At 55.0% G+C, this 14,715-nt stretch carries 14 protein-coding genes; 12 read left to right on the plus strand and 2 right to left on the minus strand.

Annotation, left to right across the window (positions count from 1 at the left end; translation table 11 throughout):
- Window positions 1-46: 46 nt before the first annotated feature.
- Window positions 47-1,132, minus strand: a complete 1,086-nt coding sequence (locus LOC70_RS10665; RefSeq protein ID WP_230253585.1) for a methyltransferase family protein — start codon at window positions 1,130-1,132, stop codon at window positions 47-49.
- Between the two features lie 482 nt (window positions 1,133-1,614).
- On the opposite strand from LOC70_RS10665, the gene LOC70_RS10670 reads away from it, so the two are divergent.
- From LOC70_RS10670 to LOC70_RS10725, 12 genes are all read left to right on the plus strand, one after another.
- Window positions 1,615-2,439 (plus strand): sulfite exporter TauE/SafE family protein, encoded by an 825-nt coding sequence (locus tag LOC70_RS10670; RefSeq protein ID WP_230253586.1) that lies wholly within the window; start codon window positions 1,615-1,617, stop codon window positions 2,437-2,439.
- Between the two features lie 34 nt (window positions 2,440-2,473).
- Entirely contained in the window at window positions 2,474-3,901 is a 1,428-nt protein-coding gene (locus LOC70_RS10675) for an MBL fold metallo-hydrolase (RefSeq protein ID WP_230253587.1), read from the plus strand.
- Between the two features lie 274 nt (window positions 3,902-4,175).
- Window positions 4,176-5,129 carry a DsrE family protein gene (locus tag LOC70_RS10680; protein ID WP_230253588.1) on the plus strand — a complete coding sequence of 318 codons (954 nt, stop codon included), beginning with the start codon at window positions 4,176-4,178 and terminating at the stop codon, window positions 5,127-5,129.
- A 31-nt stretch (window positions 5,130-5,160) separates the two neighbouring features.
- The gene (locus tag LOC70_RS10685; protein WP_230253589.1) at window positions 5,161-5,775 is read left to right on the plus strand and encodes a c-type heme family protein; all 615 of its coding nucleotides are present in this window, start codon (window positions 5,161-5,163) and stop codon (window positions 5,773-5,775) included.
- A 65-nt stretch (window positions 5,776-5,840) separates the two neighbouring features.
- Entirely contained in the window at window positions 5,841-6,380 is a 540-nt protein-coding gene (locus LOC70_RS10690; protein WP_230253590.1) for a rhodanese-like domain-containing protein, read from the plus strand.
- Window positions 6,377-7,531 carry an FAD-dependent oxidoreductase gene (locus LOC70_RS10695; RefSeq protein WP_230253591.1) on the plus strand — a complete coding sequence of 385 codons (1,155 nt, stop codon included), beginning with the start codon at window positions 6,377-6,379 and terminating at the stop codon, window positions 7,529-7,531. Before LOC70_RS10690 ends, LOC70_RS10695 begins: the two co-directional genes overlap by 4 nt.
- 88 nt (window positions 7,532-7,619) lie before the next feature.
- A complete protein-coding gene (locus tag LOC70_RS10700) occupies window positions 7,620-8,576 on the plus strand; it encodes a hypothetical protein (protein ID WP_230253592.1) in 957 nt (318 codons plus the stop codon).
- A 61-nt stretch (window positions 8,577-8,637) separates the two neighbouring features.
- The gene (locus tag LOC70_RS10705) at window positions 8,638-10,071 is read left to right on the plus strand and encodes a hypothetical protein (protein ID WP_230253658.1); all 1,434 of its coding nucleotides are present in this window, start codon (window positions 8,638-8,640) and stop codon (window positions 10,069-10,071) included.
- 371 nt (window positions 10,072-10,442) lie between these two features.
- Window positions 10,443-10,820 carry a helix-turn-helix domain-containing protein gene (locus LOC70_RS10710; protein ID WP_230253593.1) on the plus strand — a complete coding sequence of 126 codons (378 nt, stop codon included), beginning with the start codon at window positions 10,443-10,445 and terminating at the stop codon, window positions 10,818-10,820.
- Between the two features lie 283 nt (window positions 10,821-11,103).
- Window positions 11,104-11,439, plus strand: a complete 336-nt coding sequence (locus LOC70_RS10715; protein WP_230253594.1) for a Fic family protein — start codon at window positions 11,104-11,106, stop codon at window positions 11,437-11,439.
- Between the two features lie 671 nt (window positions 11,440-12,110).
- Window positions 12,111-12,923 carry a DUF2262 domain-containing protein gene (locus LOC70_RS10720; RefSeq protein WP_230253595.1) on the plus strand — a complete coding sequence of 271 codons (813 nt, stop codon included), beginning with the start codon at window positions 12,111-12,113 and terminating at the stop codon, window positions 12,921-12,923.
- A 12-nt stretch (window positions 12,924-12,935) separates the two neighbouring features.
- Window positions 12,936-13,436, plus strand: coding sequence for a hypothetical protein (locus LOC70_RS10725; protein ID WP_230253596.1), 501 nt, complete (start codon window positions 12,936-12,938; stop codon window positions 13,434-13,436).
- A gap of 99 nt (window positions 13,437-13,535) precedes the next feature.
- On the opposite strand, the gene LOC70_RS10730 is transcribed toward LOC70_RS10725, so the two are convergent.
- Window positions 13,536-14,141 (minus strand): nitroreductase family protein, encoded by a 606-nt coding sequence (locus tag LOC70_RS10730; protein WP_230253597.1) that lies wholly within the window; start codon window positions 14,139-14,141, stop codon window positions 13,536-13,538.
- Window positions 14,142-14,715: the final 574 nt, after the last annotated feature.

Here is a 14,715-nt window from a genome sequence, read left to right on the forward strand (position 1 = left end):
GCAAAAGCTGCGTCCCTCAACGCCACTTCTGCGGAGCAGAAGGCGACTATGGTTTGAACCGCTCCACTGCATCAACAGATGTTTCACTTGGACTGGAAAGCCTCATCAAAGTCGTTCTAGACGCCAGATGCGCCCCCGGCCAACGTGGAACCCACAACGCAACTTCATTCTGATACCGCAGGTAGTCTTCGCCGAAACGAAGCTTGAGATCGCGTTCTTCCACCGGTCGGACCAGCAGGTGCCACACGACCGCGCCGGTGAACGCGTAGGCAATCACGAACCAACTGCCCAAGTACCAACCCACGGCGATGCCTTGTCCGATCCCGGCAACCGCCATTGGGTTCCGGACCAAACGGTAAGGCCCCTCAACCACCAACTTTGACGCGGTGGCGGTTGGCAGCGGTGTTGCCTCGCCTCCAACGGACATGCTGATCCCGCTCCATAGCCCTAAGACCGATGCGACCAGAAATCCACCGATGGCCACCGGTTCTTGCAATGGATGCTGGAACCGTGTTACACCCATCGTGAGCTGCCATTCCAGCAACCCCATCGGCAGCACCCACAGGAACGTGCTCCAAAAGATCGCTGTCTGAGCAAGCGTGCAAACGATCGCTCGACGAGGCAACATGCACGTCGTTCGAATCGTGGCGGGCTGTCCGTCTCTGCCGTGAATGGTTGCCATGGCCAACGATAGGCCCGCCATGCTGATCATCAGTGACGAACCAACCCACGCCTCACCGGTCCAAGCACTGACCGCGACGCAAACCAAGGTGGGATACCAAACCGTCGCTGCAACCGACCAAACCGCGATGGATGCCCAAGCAGACTGCCTCATGACCAACAGGGCCGCCAAAGCCGAACCGGCAACGATCAATCCTCCGTCCGCCAATCCAAACACCCACAACGATTCCACCGGCCAACGTTCCGGCCAAAACCAACGGATGCTGGCGGGAAACAGGATCAGCATCCCCCACCAAATCAACGTACTCGCGGCCTGCACAACCAGATAACCGGCCACGATTCGACGTGCCCATCCGCCGTCCGACACTGTCGCGTTCTGCTGACGGCTGATGGTCGTGGGCGACTCCATCGATGGCTCGGGAACGGAAGAAATGAATGTGCTTTGCGGCAAAGGTGTCGTTTCGATGACCGCAAATTCGATCGAAACCTAACGTCATTTTGTCGCAGCAATGTCCAGCGGCCCGCGGTCACTCGCTTGTTCTGCCGAGCGTCCTGGCCGCTTCGAGAAACCGCGGTGCAGGCCATCTCGGTCCCCCAAAAGACCGTTTTCACTCGGCAAAACACTGGTAAACGCGGGGGAACGGCCACGATCGAGTCCTCTAAGGGACCGCAAATCCAAACCGGTTGGGTCAAACCAAGACCTGATTCGGCCGCCCCTCGGCGGACAACTCAGCACAAAAAAGCATCGAGCCAACGAAACCACTTCATTGACACCTCAAGACATTCCGATACATTGACCTGTGAGGTCGCGTCACCGGACCGGAGATTCGCGAGACTGGGGATCCCAAGTTCCAAACGGTGCCTCTCGTCACGACAAACACATCAAAACATCTCGACCTTTCCACTTTCTGTTGTTTTCGCGGTTGATGAACCATGTCCGGACTCGAGGTCCTATTCGGTTGCATCGTTGGATTCGCCTTGGGCTTGACCGGCGGAGGAGGCGGAATCTTTGCCGTCCCGTTGTTGGTGTACGGGCTTTCGATCGCTCCACGCGAAGCGGTTGGAATCTCGTTGGCTTCCGTTGGAGGAACCGCTTTGTCGGGTGCCGTCCCAAGATTGATTCGCGGTGAGGTGGAGCTGCGAACCGGATTGCTTTTCGCCATCTCGGGAATGCTGGGGGCTCCCGTTGGCAGCTACCTGTCGACGTTGGTTCCCGAGAACGTGCTTCTGATTTTGTTCGCTTGCCTGATGTGCGTTGTCGCTCATCGCATGTGGGTCAAAGCCGCTCACCCTCAGTTGGCAACCGGAACCTGCTCCACCGAAGGCAAACCAAGAGTCGATCGATCGGCGTGTCAGCGCGATGCCGACGGCCAGCTTCGATTGACCTCGCGTTGCGCCCGATTGTTGATCGTTGTCGGTTTGGTCACGGGAGTGCTGTCAGGTCTTTTCGGAGTCGGCGGTGGATTTGTGATTGTTCCCGCGTTGGTGCTCTTCAGCGGGATGGCCATTCACTCCGCGGTGGCAACGTCGTTGTTTGTGGTTGTCTTGATCAGCATCAGCGGTGTTTCCTCCCATTTGATCGCCGGCAATGAACTCTCAAGCACAACCGCCGCGTTATTCACAGCGGGTGGACTCGTTGGCATGCAATTTGGAGGCTTCGTCGCGAAACACCTTCATGGTTCCACGTTGCAGAAAACTTTCGCGATCGCGGTCATCGTGGTCGCATGCTTTGTCATTTTGAAATCGGTCGTTGCGTAAGTCCACCTGGACATCCTCACTTGGAGAGAAACCTATGTTGCTGAAATACTTTTACGACTCCAAATTGGCTCATGCCTCGTACATGGTCGGATGTCAAAAAACCCAAGAAGCAGTGATCGTGGATCCGGGGCGTCGAATCGAACGTTACCTCGAGATGGCAGAACGCGAAGGTCTGCAAATCACCGCCGTCGCGGAAACTCATATCCATGCGGATTACGTCTCCGGAGCCCGTGAACTGGCGGACCGAGTGGGTGCCAAGCTTTTTGTGTCCGACGCCGGCCCCCAGGATTGGAAGTACGAGTATGTGAGTGGCTATCCCCACCAACTCTTGACCGATGGCGATACATTTCGGATTGGCGAGATTGGATTCGAAACGATGCACACGCCCGGACACACTCCGGAGAGCCTCTCGTTCTTGTTGACGGATCGAGGTGGCGGCGCAGCGACACCAATGGGAATTTTCACCGGTGACTTCGTCTTCGTGGGATCGATCGGCCGCCCTGACTTGCTCGAGGAAGCCGCGGGAATGATGGACACGGCGGAACCGGGAGCAAGGGACTTGTTCGCCTCCATCAAACGATTTTTCGAATTGCCTGATCACTTACAGGTGTGGCCCGCCCACGGTGCCGGAAGTGCCTGCGGCAAAGGTCTGGGTGCGATCCCTTCCTCCACCGTCGGATACGAAAAACGCTACAACCCCGCGTTGCAGTTCGACGACGAAGAGGAATTCGTTCAGTACATCTTGGCCGACCAACCCGAAGCTCCGAAATACTTCGCGGTGATGAAACGAGTCAACAAGGAAGGCCCCAAAATCCTGGGCGCGGACCATCACCACGAGATGCTTTCACTGGACCGTTTGGATGACTCACTCGAAAACGGTGTGGTGGTCGATCTGCGATCGTCCGATGCGTTTGCAAACGAGCATGTGCCGGGATCCATCAACATCCCCATCGAAATGCTTTCGCCCTGGGCCGGCTGGTTGGTCGACTACGACAAACCTGTGTCTCTGATCTGCAAACCAGAGGAACTGGAGGAAGCCGCACGCGTTCTGCACGCGATCGGTTGCGATCACATTGCCGGCGGCTTCGATGCCTCCGCAATCTTAGGGAGCGGCCGGGCCACTGAATCTTATGAAACAGCAACCCCAGAAGATCTTGCCGACGCCATCCGAGGTGGCGAAGTCACTTTGATCGATGTCCGCTCGCAAGAGGAATGGGACGAAGGACACATTGAGCAAGCGACGCACCATTTCTTGGGCCGACTTCCTGACACCCTCGGGCAGATTCCCCGCGAGACCAAAGTGGTGACGCAATGCCGCAGCGGAGCCCGCGCCGCCATCGCAGCCAGTGTTCTGCAATCCAAAGGATACAAGGACGTCGCCAATTTGACCGGAGGCTACATGGCTTGGAAACAAGCGGAACTGCCCACCGTCCACCAACAGCCCGCTTCGTCAACTGCTTGATTGTGCCAAGCAAGCTGGAGCCTACACATTGTCACAACCAAACAACTCTGTGAGGCAAATGCTTGACACCTTTCTTCGACCTCCGACTTCCATTTGCTCCTTCCCCACTCAGGCCGCTCCAATGAACACCCCGTTGCGATTTTCTTTTGTCCTGCTTTCTACTTTGCTCCTTTCGGTTTCGTCCGCGGCACAAGAAAACACGCCAGGTTTTCGAGGTGGCCGAGGCCCCGGATTCGGACAGGGCATGGGACGGGGGCCGCGAGGGGGTCGCGGAATGGGGCCCGGTCGGGCTGCTGGCAACGAGTCACCTCACGCGGACAACCAACACGGCCACGACGAACGTCATGATGCCGACCACGAGGTGTTTCAATACCTCCTGCAAAACCACGACAAGATCAAACGCACCGTGAAGGAGCTTCCCAACGGTGTGGAGACCCTGACGCAATCCGACGTTCCAGACATTGCAGATAAGATCAAGGAACATGTGCACTGGATGGAGGATCGCATTGAGAACACAAATCCGATCCGGATGCGTGATCCGTTGTTTGCCGAATTGTTTCAACACACGGACAAGATTCAGATGAGACACGAAGAGACGGAAACGGGGGTGCGTGTCATTGAAACGTCCGACGATCCTTACGTGGCCGACCTGATCCAAGCCCACGCGAAGGTGGTCTCGGGCTTTGTCGAACGAGGTTTTGCGGAGGCGATGAAGAACCACGCCGTACCTGGTAAACCAGCTCGTGATTTCAAAACGACTGCGACTCCCGCGATTGCAGGTGTCGGCGAGATTGTCCGCTTACCCGATGCGTCCCAGCAACCTCGACCAGGAACCAAACTCTTGGTCGATCTGACTCGGGGAGCCAACCCGAACGACGTCAATCCGGCACTGAAGAAACTTGCGAAGTACCTCAACATCTGGGCAGGTGCGGGAGAGGAACCCGCCAGCCTTCAATTGGCGGTGGTGTTCCACGGTGACGCAACGCTTGTCGTTCTCGAACCAGGTGCCTACGCGGCCAAGTTCCAAACCGATGACAATCCGAATCTCTCGTTACTGCGAAAACTTCACGAGGCCGGAGTGGACATGTATGTCTGTGGCCAATCGTTGATTTCGAGTGGCGGTCAACCCGATGAGGTGGTCGTGTTCGTGGAAACCGCAGTTTCAGCCGTGACTTCCGTTGCCAACCTGCAAGCGGACGGCTTCGCTTACCTCCCGCTCGGGAATTGAGACACCGAGATATTGAATGAGGAGACAACCCATGACACTCAAAACAACACTTCTTCCCGCAGGCATCTCGCTCGTCTTAGTTTGGACAATCGGATGTCGCCCCGCATCGCAGGCCACCTCGTCCAACACGCAGTCCGCCGACCAATCCGACATTGTGATTGCCGCGGATCAGGTCCCCAGCGAAGCGAATCGACAAGCCATGCTGCAAGCCAAAGACGACCTCTTTCAAAGCCTGTCGGGACGTTTGAAAGAAGTCATGAGTGGCCAAGGACCGACCGCGGCCATTTCAGTTTGCAAAAACGAGGCGACTCAGATCGCAAAGGAAGTCAGTGAGAAACACGGATTGCAGATTGGACGCACCGGCGTGCGTTTGAGAAACCCGAACAACCAACCGCCGAAGTGGGCGAAAGAACTGACAGACAACCAGGTCGATGAACCAACGTTCGTTTCCCTCAGCAATGGCAACGCCGCGGCGCTGCTTCCAATCAAGTTGCAATCACAATGTCTGATGTGCCACGGCCCCCGCGACGAAATCGCTCCAATCATCCAAGAACAACTGACCAAGCTCTACCCGGACGATCGGGCGACGGGCTTTCGTGAAGGAGAACTCCGCGGTTGGTTTTGGGTGGAGATGCCAACAAGCTAAATTCAAACTCACAAACTGTCTGCTCGCTTCAGTCGACATTCCTGCTTTCTTAAGACACTCAACCAATGCACTTACGACCGACCTCATTCTTCTTCGTGGCAACCATGGTGTTGCCGTTTTTGGCCTCCAATGAGGCTCATGCTCAACTGGGTGGCTTGTTCGGTGGTGGCCCAAAAATCGAAACGGTCGACACCAGCACGGTCGCCAAAATGCTTGCGTCACAACGTGCGGCAGAAAAGGAAGCGAAGGAAGCTCGGAAACCCTCTCCCGCCGCGAATTTTGTTTTGGTCGATGTGCGAAGCGAGGCCGAGGTCAACGTCTCTGTGATTCCAGGTGCCATCACGAAGCGGGAATTCGAACAGAACCGCGAAAAGTACTCGGGCCGAGTGGTCATTCCTTACTGCACCGTGGGTGGTCGCAGTGGTGCTTATGCCAAACAACTCGCCAAAGAAAATGTGTCCGTCAAAAACTACAAGGGCAGCATTCTAAAATGGATCGACGCAGAATTGCCGCTGGTGACACTGGACGGGAAACCCACCCATCGCGTGCATACCTATAGCGATCGCTACAAGGTTCCGTCGAAGTACGAACAAGTCACGCAATGAGTTCCTCACGGCGACAACTCGTCCTGCTTGGAATCGGACACACCAATGCCCATGTCGTTCGCCAGTGGCAATCGGATCCCATTCCGAATTGCGATTTGGTTTGCATCAGCAAATTTCCGACGGCAACTTACTCAGGCATGCTGCCCGGAACCCTGGGAAATCAGTTCAACGATGCGGAGTGGCGGATTGATTTATCCACGCTCTGCGAACGAGCCGGGGCGAAACTGATTTTGGCCGCCACCAACGGCCTGGACCTCGACATGGGCTTGGTGAAATTCGAGAGTCACGAGAGCGTTCGCTTTGATGCCTTGTCGATCGGTGTCGGATCGATGCCCGCTGGTTGGTCGGAACATGCCGACCAACCTTCGATGGTGCCCATCAAACCGATGCAAACCTTTTTGCAACGTCTTGATACGCGACTGACCGAACGCCCCATCGCGGACGGCCGCCCCATGCAAATCGCCATCGTCGGTGGCGGCGTTGCCAGCGTTGAAATCGCCTTCTGTTTGCTGCAGCGATTGCGAAGCCGGTTTGAAACATATCCGTTTTCAATCACGATTTACACCAGCGACTCGAGTGTCGCCGGCGGAATGACAGCGGCCAGCGTTCGCAAAATCGAACGACTGCTTTCCACACGTGGCATCCAGGTGGTACCGAATCAACGTGTCACCAACGTCGCGGAAGCCAATCTTGTTTTGGAAAATGGTCAGACTCATTTGGCGGACGTTGTCATTTGGGCAACCGGTGCCACCGCACCACCCGTGCTGAAAAAGCTCGGCTTGGAATGGGACGATCGCGGTTTTGTCGCCACCTCGGACACGCTGCAATCATTGACCGATCCGCGCATCTTCGCCGTGGGCGACGCTGGGACGATCTTGGAATCACCTGCTCCCAAAGCAGGTGTCTATGCCGTTCGACAAAGCCCGATTCTGTCGCACAACCTGCGGGCATTCTTTGCCAATGAATCGATGCAACGTTTCGAACCGCAGTCCAACTTTTTGAAGTTGCTCAACACCGGCGATGGCAAAGCCCTGTTGGAATACGGTCGGATCACCGTGCACGCCAAGTGGTGCTGGTACTTGAAAAATTGGATTGACCAACGTTTCATTCGTCAGTTCCAAGAGTCGCAGCAAGAATCACGCATTCAGTAATCACCACGTTCTCGGCTGCGACGGTTAAGATACGGCAGTTCGTTTCTTGATCCGTTGCTTCGTTCCGTGCCAACAGGGAGGATGTCCGATGCGACACGACGTGTTGTCCACCGCCATGGTTGTCATCACGGTCTGCTTGATTTCGACACTCTGCGTTGCAACCTCCATCCAAGCTCAGTCCCAACCAGCCATTCAATGGGTCGAAACAAGCCAACTCCCCAAGGGACAGGGATTCGCGGCTCGCTTCGTTGCCGATCGAAACATCGCCAGCCACGAAGACGTCCTCTTTGCCGACGATTTCGAAACAGGTGAGCTGGGTGCGAAATGGGACGACATCAGCAACCGAGCCCATGCGCTCGCCTATGTGCCCCCGTCCGGTGATTTGTCGTTGCTCGGTGAACGATCGTTGCAAGTCTCGGCGAAGTTGAACGAAAACACCGGGGGCGGCTTCACCAAATGGTTTGCTTCCACCGACCGTTTGTTCATTCGCTTCTACACAAAATTTGATGCGAACTGCGACTACGTGCATCACTTCTGCACGCTCCGCGCGAACAAGTCTTTGCAGGGGAAAGAACGTTGGAGCGGCTTTGGAGGTGCTGGTTTGTTGCCCGATGGCGACGAACGTTTTTCCACCGCGATTGAACCGTGGGGGAACTGGGGCAAATGGCAGCCTCCGGGACGCTGGAACTTCTACAGCTATTGGCACACGATGAAACCAAGCCCTGATGGAAAGTATTGGGGCAACGGCTTCCGTCCCGAAGAGCAACCGAAAATCGAGCGTGGACATTGGATCTGTGTTGAATTCATGCTTCAACACAACACGCCCGGCGAAGAGGACGGCGAGCAGGCATACTGGATCGACGGCGAACTCCGAGGCCATTGGCGAGGCTTCAATTGGCGAACCAATCCCTCGCTGCTGGCCAACGCGTTCACACTGGAAAGCTATGTGACCGATCGCTGGACTCAGCAGACTCACAACACGGTCTTCTTCGACAATGTGGTGATTGCGAAGCAGTACATTGGACCGTCGGGAGCTCCCAAGTGAAACGTTCGGTATGGCTCACCTACTCGCGGTCTCAGCTTCGAAACAACAGGCGGTGCAGGCAATGAAGTTGCAACCTCAGTCCGATACCCGAGACCGCCGGCAGTTCATCCAGGCTTCGGCCTGGGGCGCCGCATCGCTTCTTGCTTCTGCGAAATCAGCCAGCCTCGCTGCCAACCCGTTGCAACTGATTCGCTCTGAAGGGGTGAAGATCCTTCTGCCACGCAATCGCGTGCCGTTGTCATTCATCATCGATGACTCGACTTGCTTGGTGAACATGGGGCACTTTTGCAATCCACAGTTTGCCACGGCTTGGCCGAAACGCTCGGAGTACCAAAAGCCCTGGAGGGCTTGGCCGCGCGAGATCCCCGACACCTTCGTTCGCCGGTTTGGTCAGTGGTGCATGCAACACGGCGTCAAAGGCAAATACAGCATCGTGCCGTATCCGGCTTGTGTGGGATGGCTCGACAGGGAACTGCCGGGCTGGTCACGGACTGAGCTGCAATCCAGTCTGAAAACCGTTCGAGAATGGATGGTGCCTCACTGGGACATTCATCCCGAGATGCTCACACACACCCGAGTGATCGACCTCAAAACGGGCAGACCAATGGACGAGATCAGCTCAGCCACCATGGAAAACTCGTTCCCGCAACGAAAGATCAGCGTTGATCACTTGGCCTCTTACCTGGCCTACGCGTTACGCATCTTGAAAAACTGCGACTTGCCTTGCGAAGGCATCACAACTCCCGGTGGTTTTGGCAATGCGATGAAGGCTGAACTTCCCATCGCGGTCGACCAAGCTGTTCGCGATGTGTACGGCGTCGAGTTACCTCACTACTTCAAGTACGTCGTGTCCGATGACCAAAGCACCGAACCAAGGCTCGAACATTTAAGAAACGCCGGAACCGATGATGTACGCGTCACCGTCAATGTTCCTGCTGGAACGGGCGATTGGTTCGGTGGTTGGCAAGGCGATGTGTTGTCGGAACCAGATCGCTACTGCAACCAAGACGCGACCTCCGGCCGTATGGTCGAACTGATTGAGCGACGCCAACCCGCGGTGATGCTCTGTCACTGGCCGGGGATGTACAGCAACGGCAGTGAAGAAGGTTTCGATGCGTTCAAGCGAGTCGTTGTTTCCTTGGCCTCAAGATTCGCCAATGAGACCATGTGGATGAAGGTCAGTGAAATTGGACGCTATTGGGCCGCGAAAGAACTGACCCAAATTGAGTCAACTGACAACGGCCTAAATTTGAAAGCCCCATTCGCGACGAACGATTTCACCATCGAAATCAATGGCGCAACTGGCCCGGTCGCCATCCAACAAGGCGAAGAGCAAACCATGCTTCAAGAAGTCGCATCCCCCGCAGCACTGACGGCGGGAACCTGGCACGCCAAACAGCAATCCATCATCGCCTGTTTCAATCTCCCCAAAGGCAACTCACGCGTTGCCTTTTCAGCAACTGCGTTGCTAACAAAAGAATCCAACTCACGTTGACGCGGATACCAGGCACGAAAAAGCCGACGCCGGAATGATCCAGTGTCGGCTTTTGATTCGGTCGTGAATGACGTGTAGCTGTCAAATTCTCTGAAGTTGAACAAACCACACCTCCCTCAAACCGACTCTCCTCCACTTTCTTGCGGGGATGGTGCTTGCGCGGGGATCGGCGGGCCCAATTTCGGGCCGTTCTTGTTCCCACTTGAGTCGCATCGCGTTTTCGTCGTCTTTTGCAAGGCGTACCGTCGCTACCGAGCAAAAAACCAATTGATTTTTGTATCACAAATGAAACAATTAAAGAGCTATCGATGAGTTGCGGTTTCCTGCCCAATTTGCGAATCAGCTCCTCCATATGACGCGGACCTGTCGCCATGAGCCTTCCAGAAATCGTCGCCCGCATTCAAGAACGAAAACGAGACCTCGACATCTCTGTTTCGGATCTTGCGCGTCGCAGCGGTGTTTCGCAGGCCACGGTCATTCGGATTCTCGGTGGTGAGGACCAAGAATTCTCTTTCGCAAAGTTGCAGGCCATTCTGCTCGCGTTGGGCATCTCTTTCGATCTAACAGAGATTCCTGCTGAGCAATTCCGAGACCAGATTGCGACTGCAAAAGCCAAACGTTTGATTGCACTCACGCAGGGTAATGTGGCTCTCGAGTCACAAGCTGTCTCGCAGGCTTCGGCTCAATCGCATCTCGAAGAAGCAAAAGCTCGCATTGTTTCGTCCAGTCGAAAACTGTGGGCGTCATGAATGCTGGTAGTGGCGAGAGTACGGGGCTTGGTTCGAGCGGGAAGGATGACGACGCGCCGTTTGATGGATCAGGGCTCAAGCTCAAGACGGTCAAGACAAGGCGCGAGCTCACCGAAGTCGAGTTTGCATCGATCCTTCGCGTAACGGAGAAATACCTCCTATCGAAACCATCCCGGAAGATCGCGTCGTTCAATTTTGACTGGCTTCTAGGACTCCATCAGGAAATGCTTGGTTCAATTTGGAGCTGGGAGGCGAGATCCGATCGACTGAAAAGAACATCGGAGTGAGCCCCAATATCATCGCCGCGGAACTCGGCGTTATTTCGATGGAGTCCGACAAAAGACACAACGAAACGGGCGCTCTCGTGATCGCAACCGCCGCTGAGTTTCATCATCGCGTGGTTTGGGTTCATCCCTTTGAAGATGGCAATGGTCGATGGGCTCGACTATTGGCAAACATCTGGCTGATGCAACATGACCAACCAGCAACACTCTGGCCGGCGACCGACTTGCGAAACAAAGAGAGTCCGATTCGCGACGAGTACATTGCTGCAATCAAAGCAACTGACTCGCGAAACTATGGACCGCTGATTGACTTACACCAAAAGTTCAGCGAGTGACAGCGTCACCCAATGGAGCCAAAGAATAACTATGTCGAGTTTCGCTCCCACTCAAGGTCGCTACCTTTCGTTCATACTGGCCTACACCGAGGGATTCGGTTTGCCGCCCGCCGAATCAAAAATCGCGGACGCGTTGAAACCCTCGACGTAAAGCTCGCCAATTTTCACGAAGCCATCCAAACTGCGATATGTTGGACCACTTCTCATCTTCACGCGTACGAGATTGGCAGAGTCCTCTACACCGATCCGAGAATGCTGGACGATGTGTTTCCCGATCCATCCGAGAAACGCACTGCGCCGGTGCAACTTTTTCAACAAGCAAAGACCGTCTTGTCGACATCCAAGCATCTCAACAACGAACCGATCAGCGAGCAGGTTGATCTAAATCCACAACAAGTCAGCGTCTGCCGCAAGCGATGGCGGGACAATTGGCAACGATTGATCTCCGTCGAATGCTCCGAGTCGTTACGAGAACTCAAGAGACAGATTGAAACACTGTTGGCTGACCTGCCTCGACCGGTCATGCCGTCTCGCTTCACAGCCGAGCAGCAAGCGGCGATCGTTTCGAATGCCTGTGAAGATCCGAGGCAATGGGATCTTCGAACCGACGTTGCTTGCGGTTCAAGCTGTCTCGATTCAAATCTCAATCCACATAGAAAACTGGCCTCCCAATGAGTGAGTCGTACGAGCCACCGACGGGTGAAGAACTTTCAACAGTTGATGTGGCAGACTGTGAATACACGTCCGGGTTGATTGAAATTGACGGCCTCATTTCAGAATCAGGCCAAGGCGGCTGGCCTGGGGAAGGTCGCTACACCGTTCACTCGTTCACCATGGCGGCATGGCGGAGGACAGGACAATCGGTGCGAAACGAAACCTTACTCCTGCTTCGGCCAGTGCCAGAGACAGCATCGTATTTCGGTGACTTTCAAGCGGGCACGTTGCACCGTTTTGAAGTCTTGTTGTCGGTCGACCAAACCCGTGCAATCGTGTCCAAAATCGTCGAAGAGAACATCAAGGACGACGAACTGGAAGCGATCGCAATTGAACTCGCGCGTCCAGTCGTGTTGCAAACGGAAAGGTTCGGTGAACTGACTTTGAATCGCAGCATCCATTGGTTCGAAGGTGTCGCGAATTGGAACAGTCAGGAAGTCGAAATCTCGCTTGAGACCGACGAGGATTTAGACATCACCAACCAACTCGAAACCGCGGAAACACTTTTCGCAAACGCAGCCGAATGGCAAGAGAAAATCAACGCGTTCGCTGTCGCCGAGAAACTAGAGCTTGCAAACGATTGGCAAGAAAAGGGACAGAAGTTGGATGCAGATGAATTCCTCCAACGGATGTCGCTGAACTCAATCACGATCAAACCGGACGGTGAGTTCGAGTTTTGGCACGACGACGGCGACATTTTTTTTGGCCATTCCATTCAGATCAGTGGTTCTCTGACGCAGGGATTGACTGATTCGGACATCCCCGGATAGGAGACGTCGTTGATGAACTCATTTGAGCAAATCTGGGAATCATCCCGGGACAACGCTTACTCCTGGGGCTACCCAGTGGTGGTTGGCAGCGGCGTTTGCATGCTCATCATATTATCGGTCATTCGGAATGATGCGTTCCGCCGTTTGCTAAAGCTGGCTGTCATCTTTGGATTGGCCATCCTAGCAACCTATTGGTCGGCTTCAGAAATTCATGAAAAGTGGCGAATCAGAGGTGACTGGGCAGACACACATCCGGAACAGATGACACCCGAAGGCTACGAAGCACTGACCATCGACGGCGCCAATCGTGCTTTAGGCCCTTTGATCTACGGTTTTCAGGCGTTCCTAATATTCGGCATCGCCGCACTGATCTTGTTCGTCATCCGGGCCTCGAAAGACAAGGCGTCCTCAGCAGCGATTTCTATTACTACGCCTGCAGTTGAAACCGAACCGGTGAAGGAAAGAGGAGAAAGTCTTCACCCGGACAACCCATATCACCCACCAGCATCGTGACTTCGACGTCTGCGATACAACACGATCGCGAATAGCTTCACCGAGCGAGAATCTTGCAGCTTGATTGACGACCAGGTTCGTCCCTCATTCGAGCAGAGATCAAAAACTGTTTTCGAGCGTGACTTCGTCCAAAGGCAATTGGCCAGGTTTGGGCCACGGGTCTTGGGTGCCTTTTCCGATGGCGACCATGGGCCCCATCACGTGGTCGTCGGGGAGGTTGATCAGTTTGGCAACTGCTTCGATGTCAAAGCCGATCATCGGGCAAGACTGATAGCCCATGCCCTGAGCGGCCAGCATCATCGTTTGCATCGCGATGCCGATGGAGCGTTGAGCTTCGTCACGCTGCAACCATTCGCGTCCATCATGAAACGGCCCCATCCAACTCACCAACATCTCCGCGACTTCCTTTGGTGCGTTGGCGAAGTAGCGTGAGGGTTCCTTATTCCACGCCTTCATGTCGGCGGTGAAGAGAACCAGCAGCGACGCGTCGGTCATTTGGGACTGATCGTTTCCATGCTCCGTGCGGATCTTTGCCCTCAGGTCTGGGTCACGCAAGATCACAAACCGCCAGTGCTGGATGTTGAAACTGGTGGGGGACAGCAGCGTCGTTTCCAACAGTTCTTTCTCCTCCGCCGCGGTCATTTTGTGATTGGCGTCGAAGTGCTTCACGGCCCGACGGTTGAAGATGGCGTCTTTCACTTGCATGTCTTTGACTCGAAAGAGAACTGCTCTGGGAACCTCCAAGAGATGGTTCCAAAACGCAAACCCCCGCCACTCTCGCGGGCGATCCACCCGTTGCTCTCAAAAGGTCCCGACTCGCGTTAACGCGGAAACAGAGAAACGAAAAAAGCCGACGCCGGAATGATCCGATGTCGGCTTTTGATTCGGTCGTGAATGACGTGCAGCAGTCAAATTCACTGAAGTTGTGGGCGACCGGCGGTTTTCAAACTCTTGTGGGATTCTAACCGTTGGTCAGAACACTTGGCAGATTATGTAGTGATTTTCTCTTAGGAATTGCTCGATCTCGGGGATCGGTTTGTTCGTTACCGTTCCTTGGTGGGGTGAATATTTTTTTGATTGGCTTGAATTCTACTTTGGCGCGCAGGCGAACGGTAGGACGGCATAGGTAACCGGGGAGGGAGCGTTTGGTTGCTCCCGGTTGCTTGTCGTTCTTTCAAAGGGTTGCGTGTGGGTAAGTCGGATTTTGATGTGGCTGAGTTGTCGCCAGATGCGCGACGACGGGCTGTGGCTGAGTTGCTTGGTCGCGGTGTGGGGCGAT

This window comes from Rhodopirellula halodulae (genome assembly GCF_020966775.1).
GTDB lineage: Bacteria > Planctomycetota > Planctomycetia > Pirellulales > Pirellulaceae > Rhodopirellula > Rhodopirellula halodulae.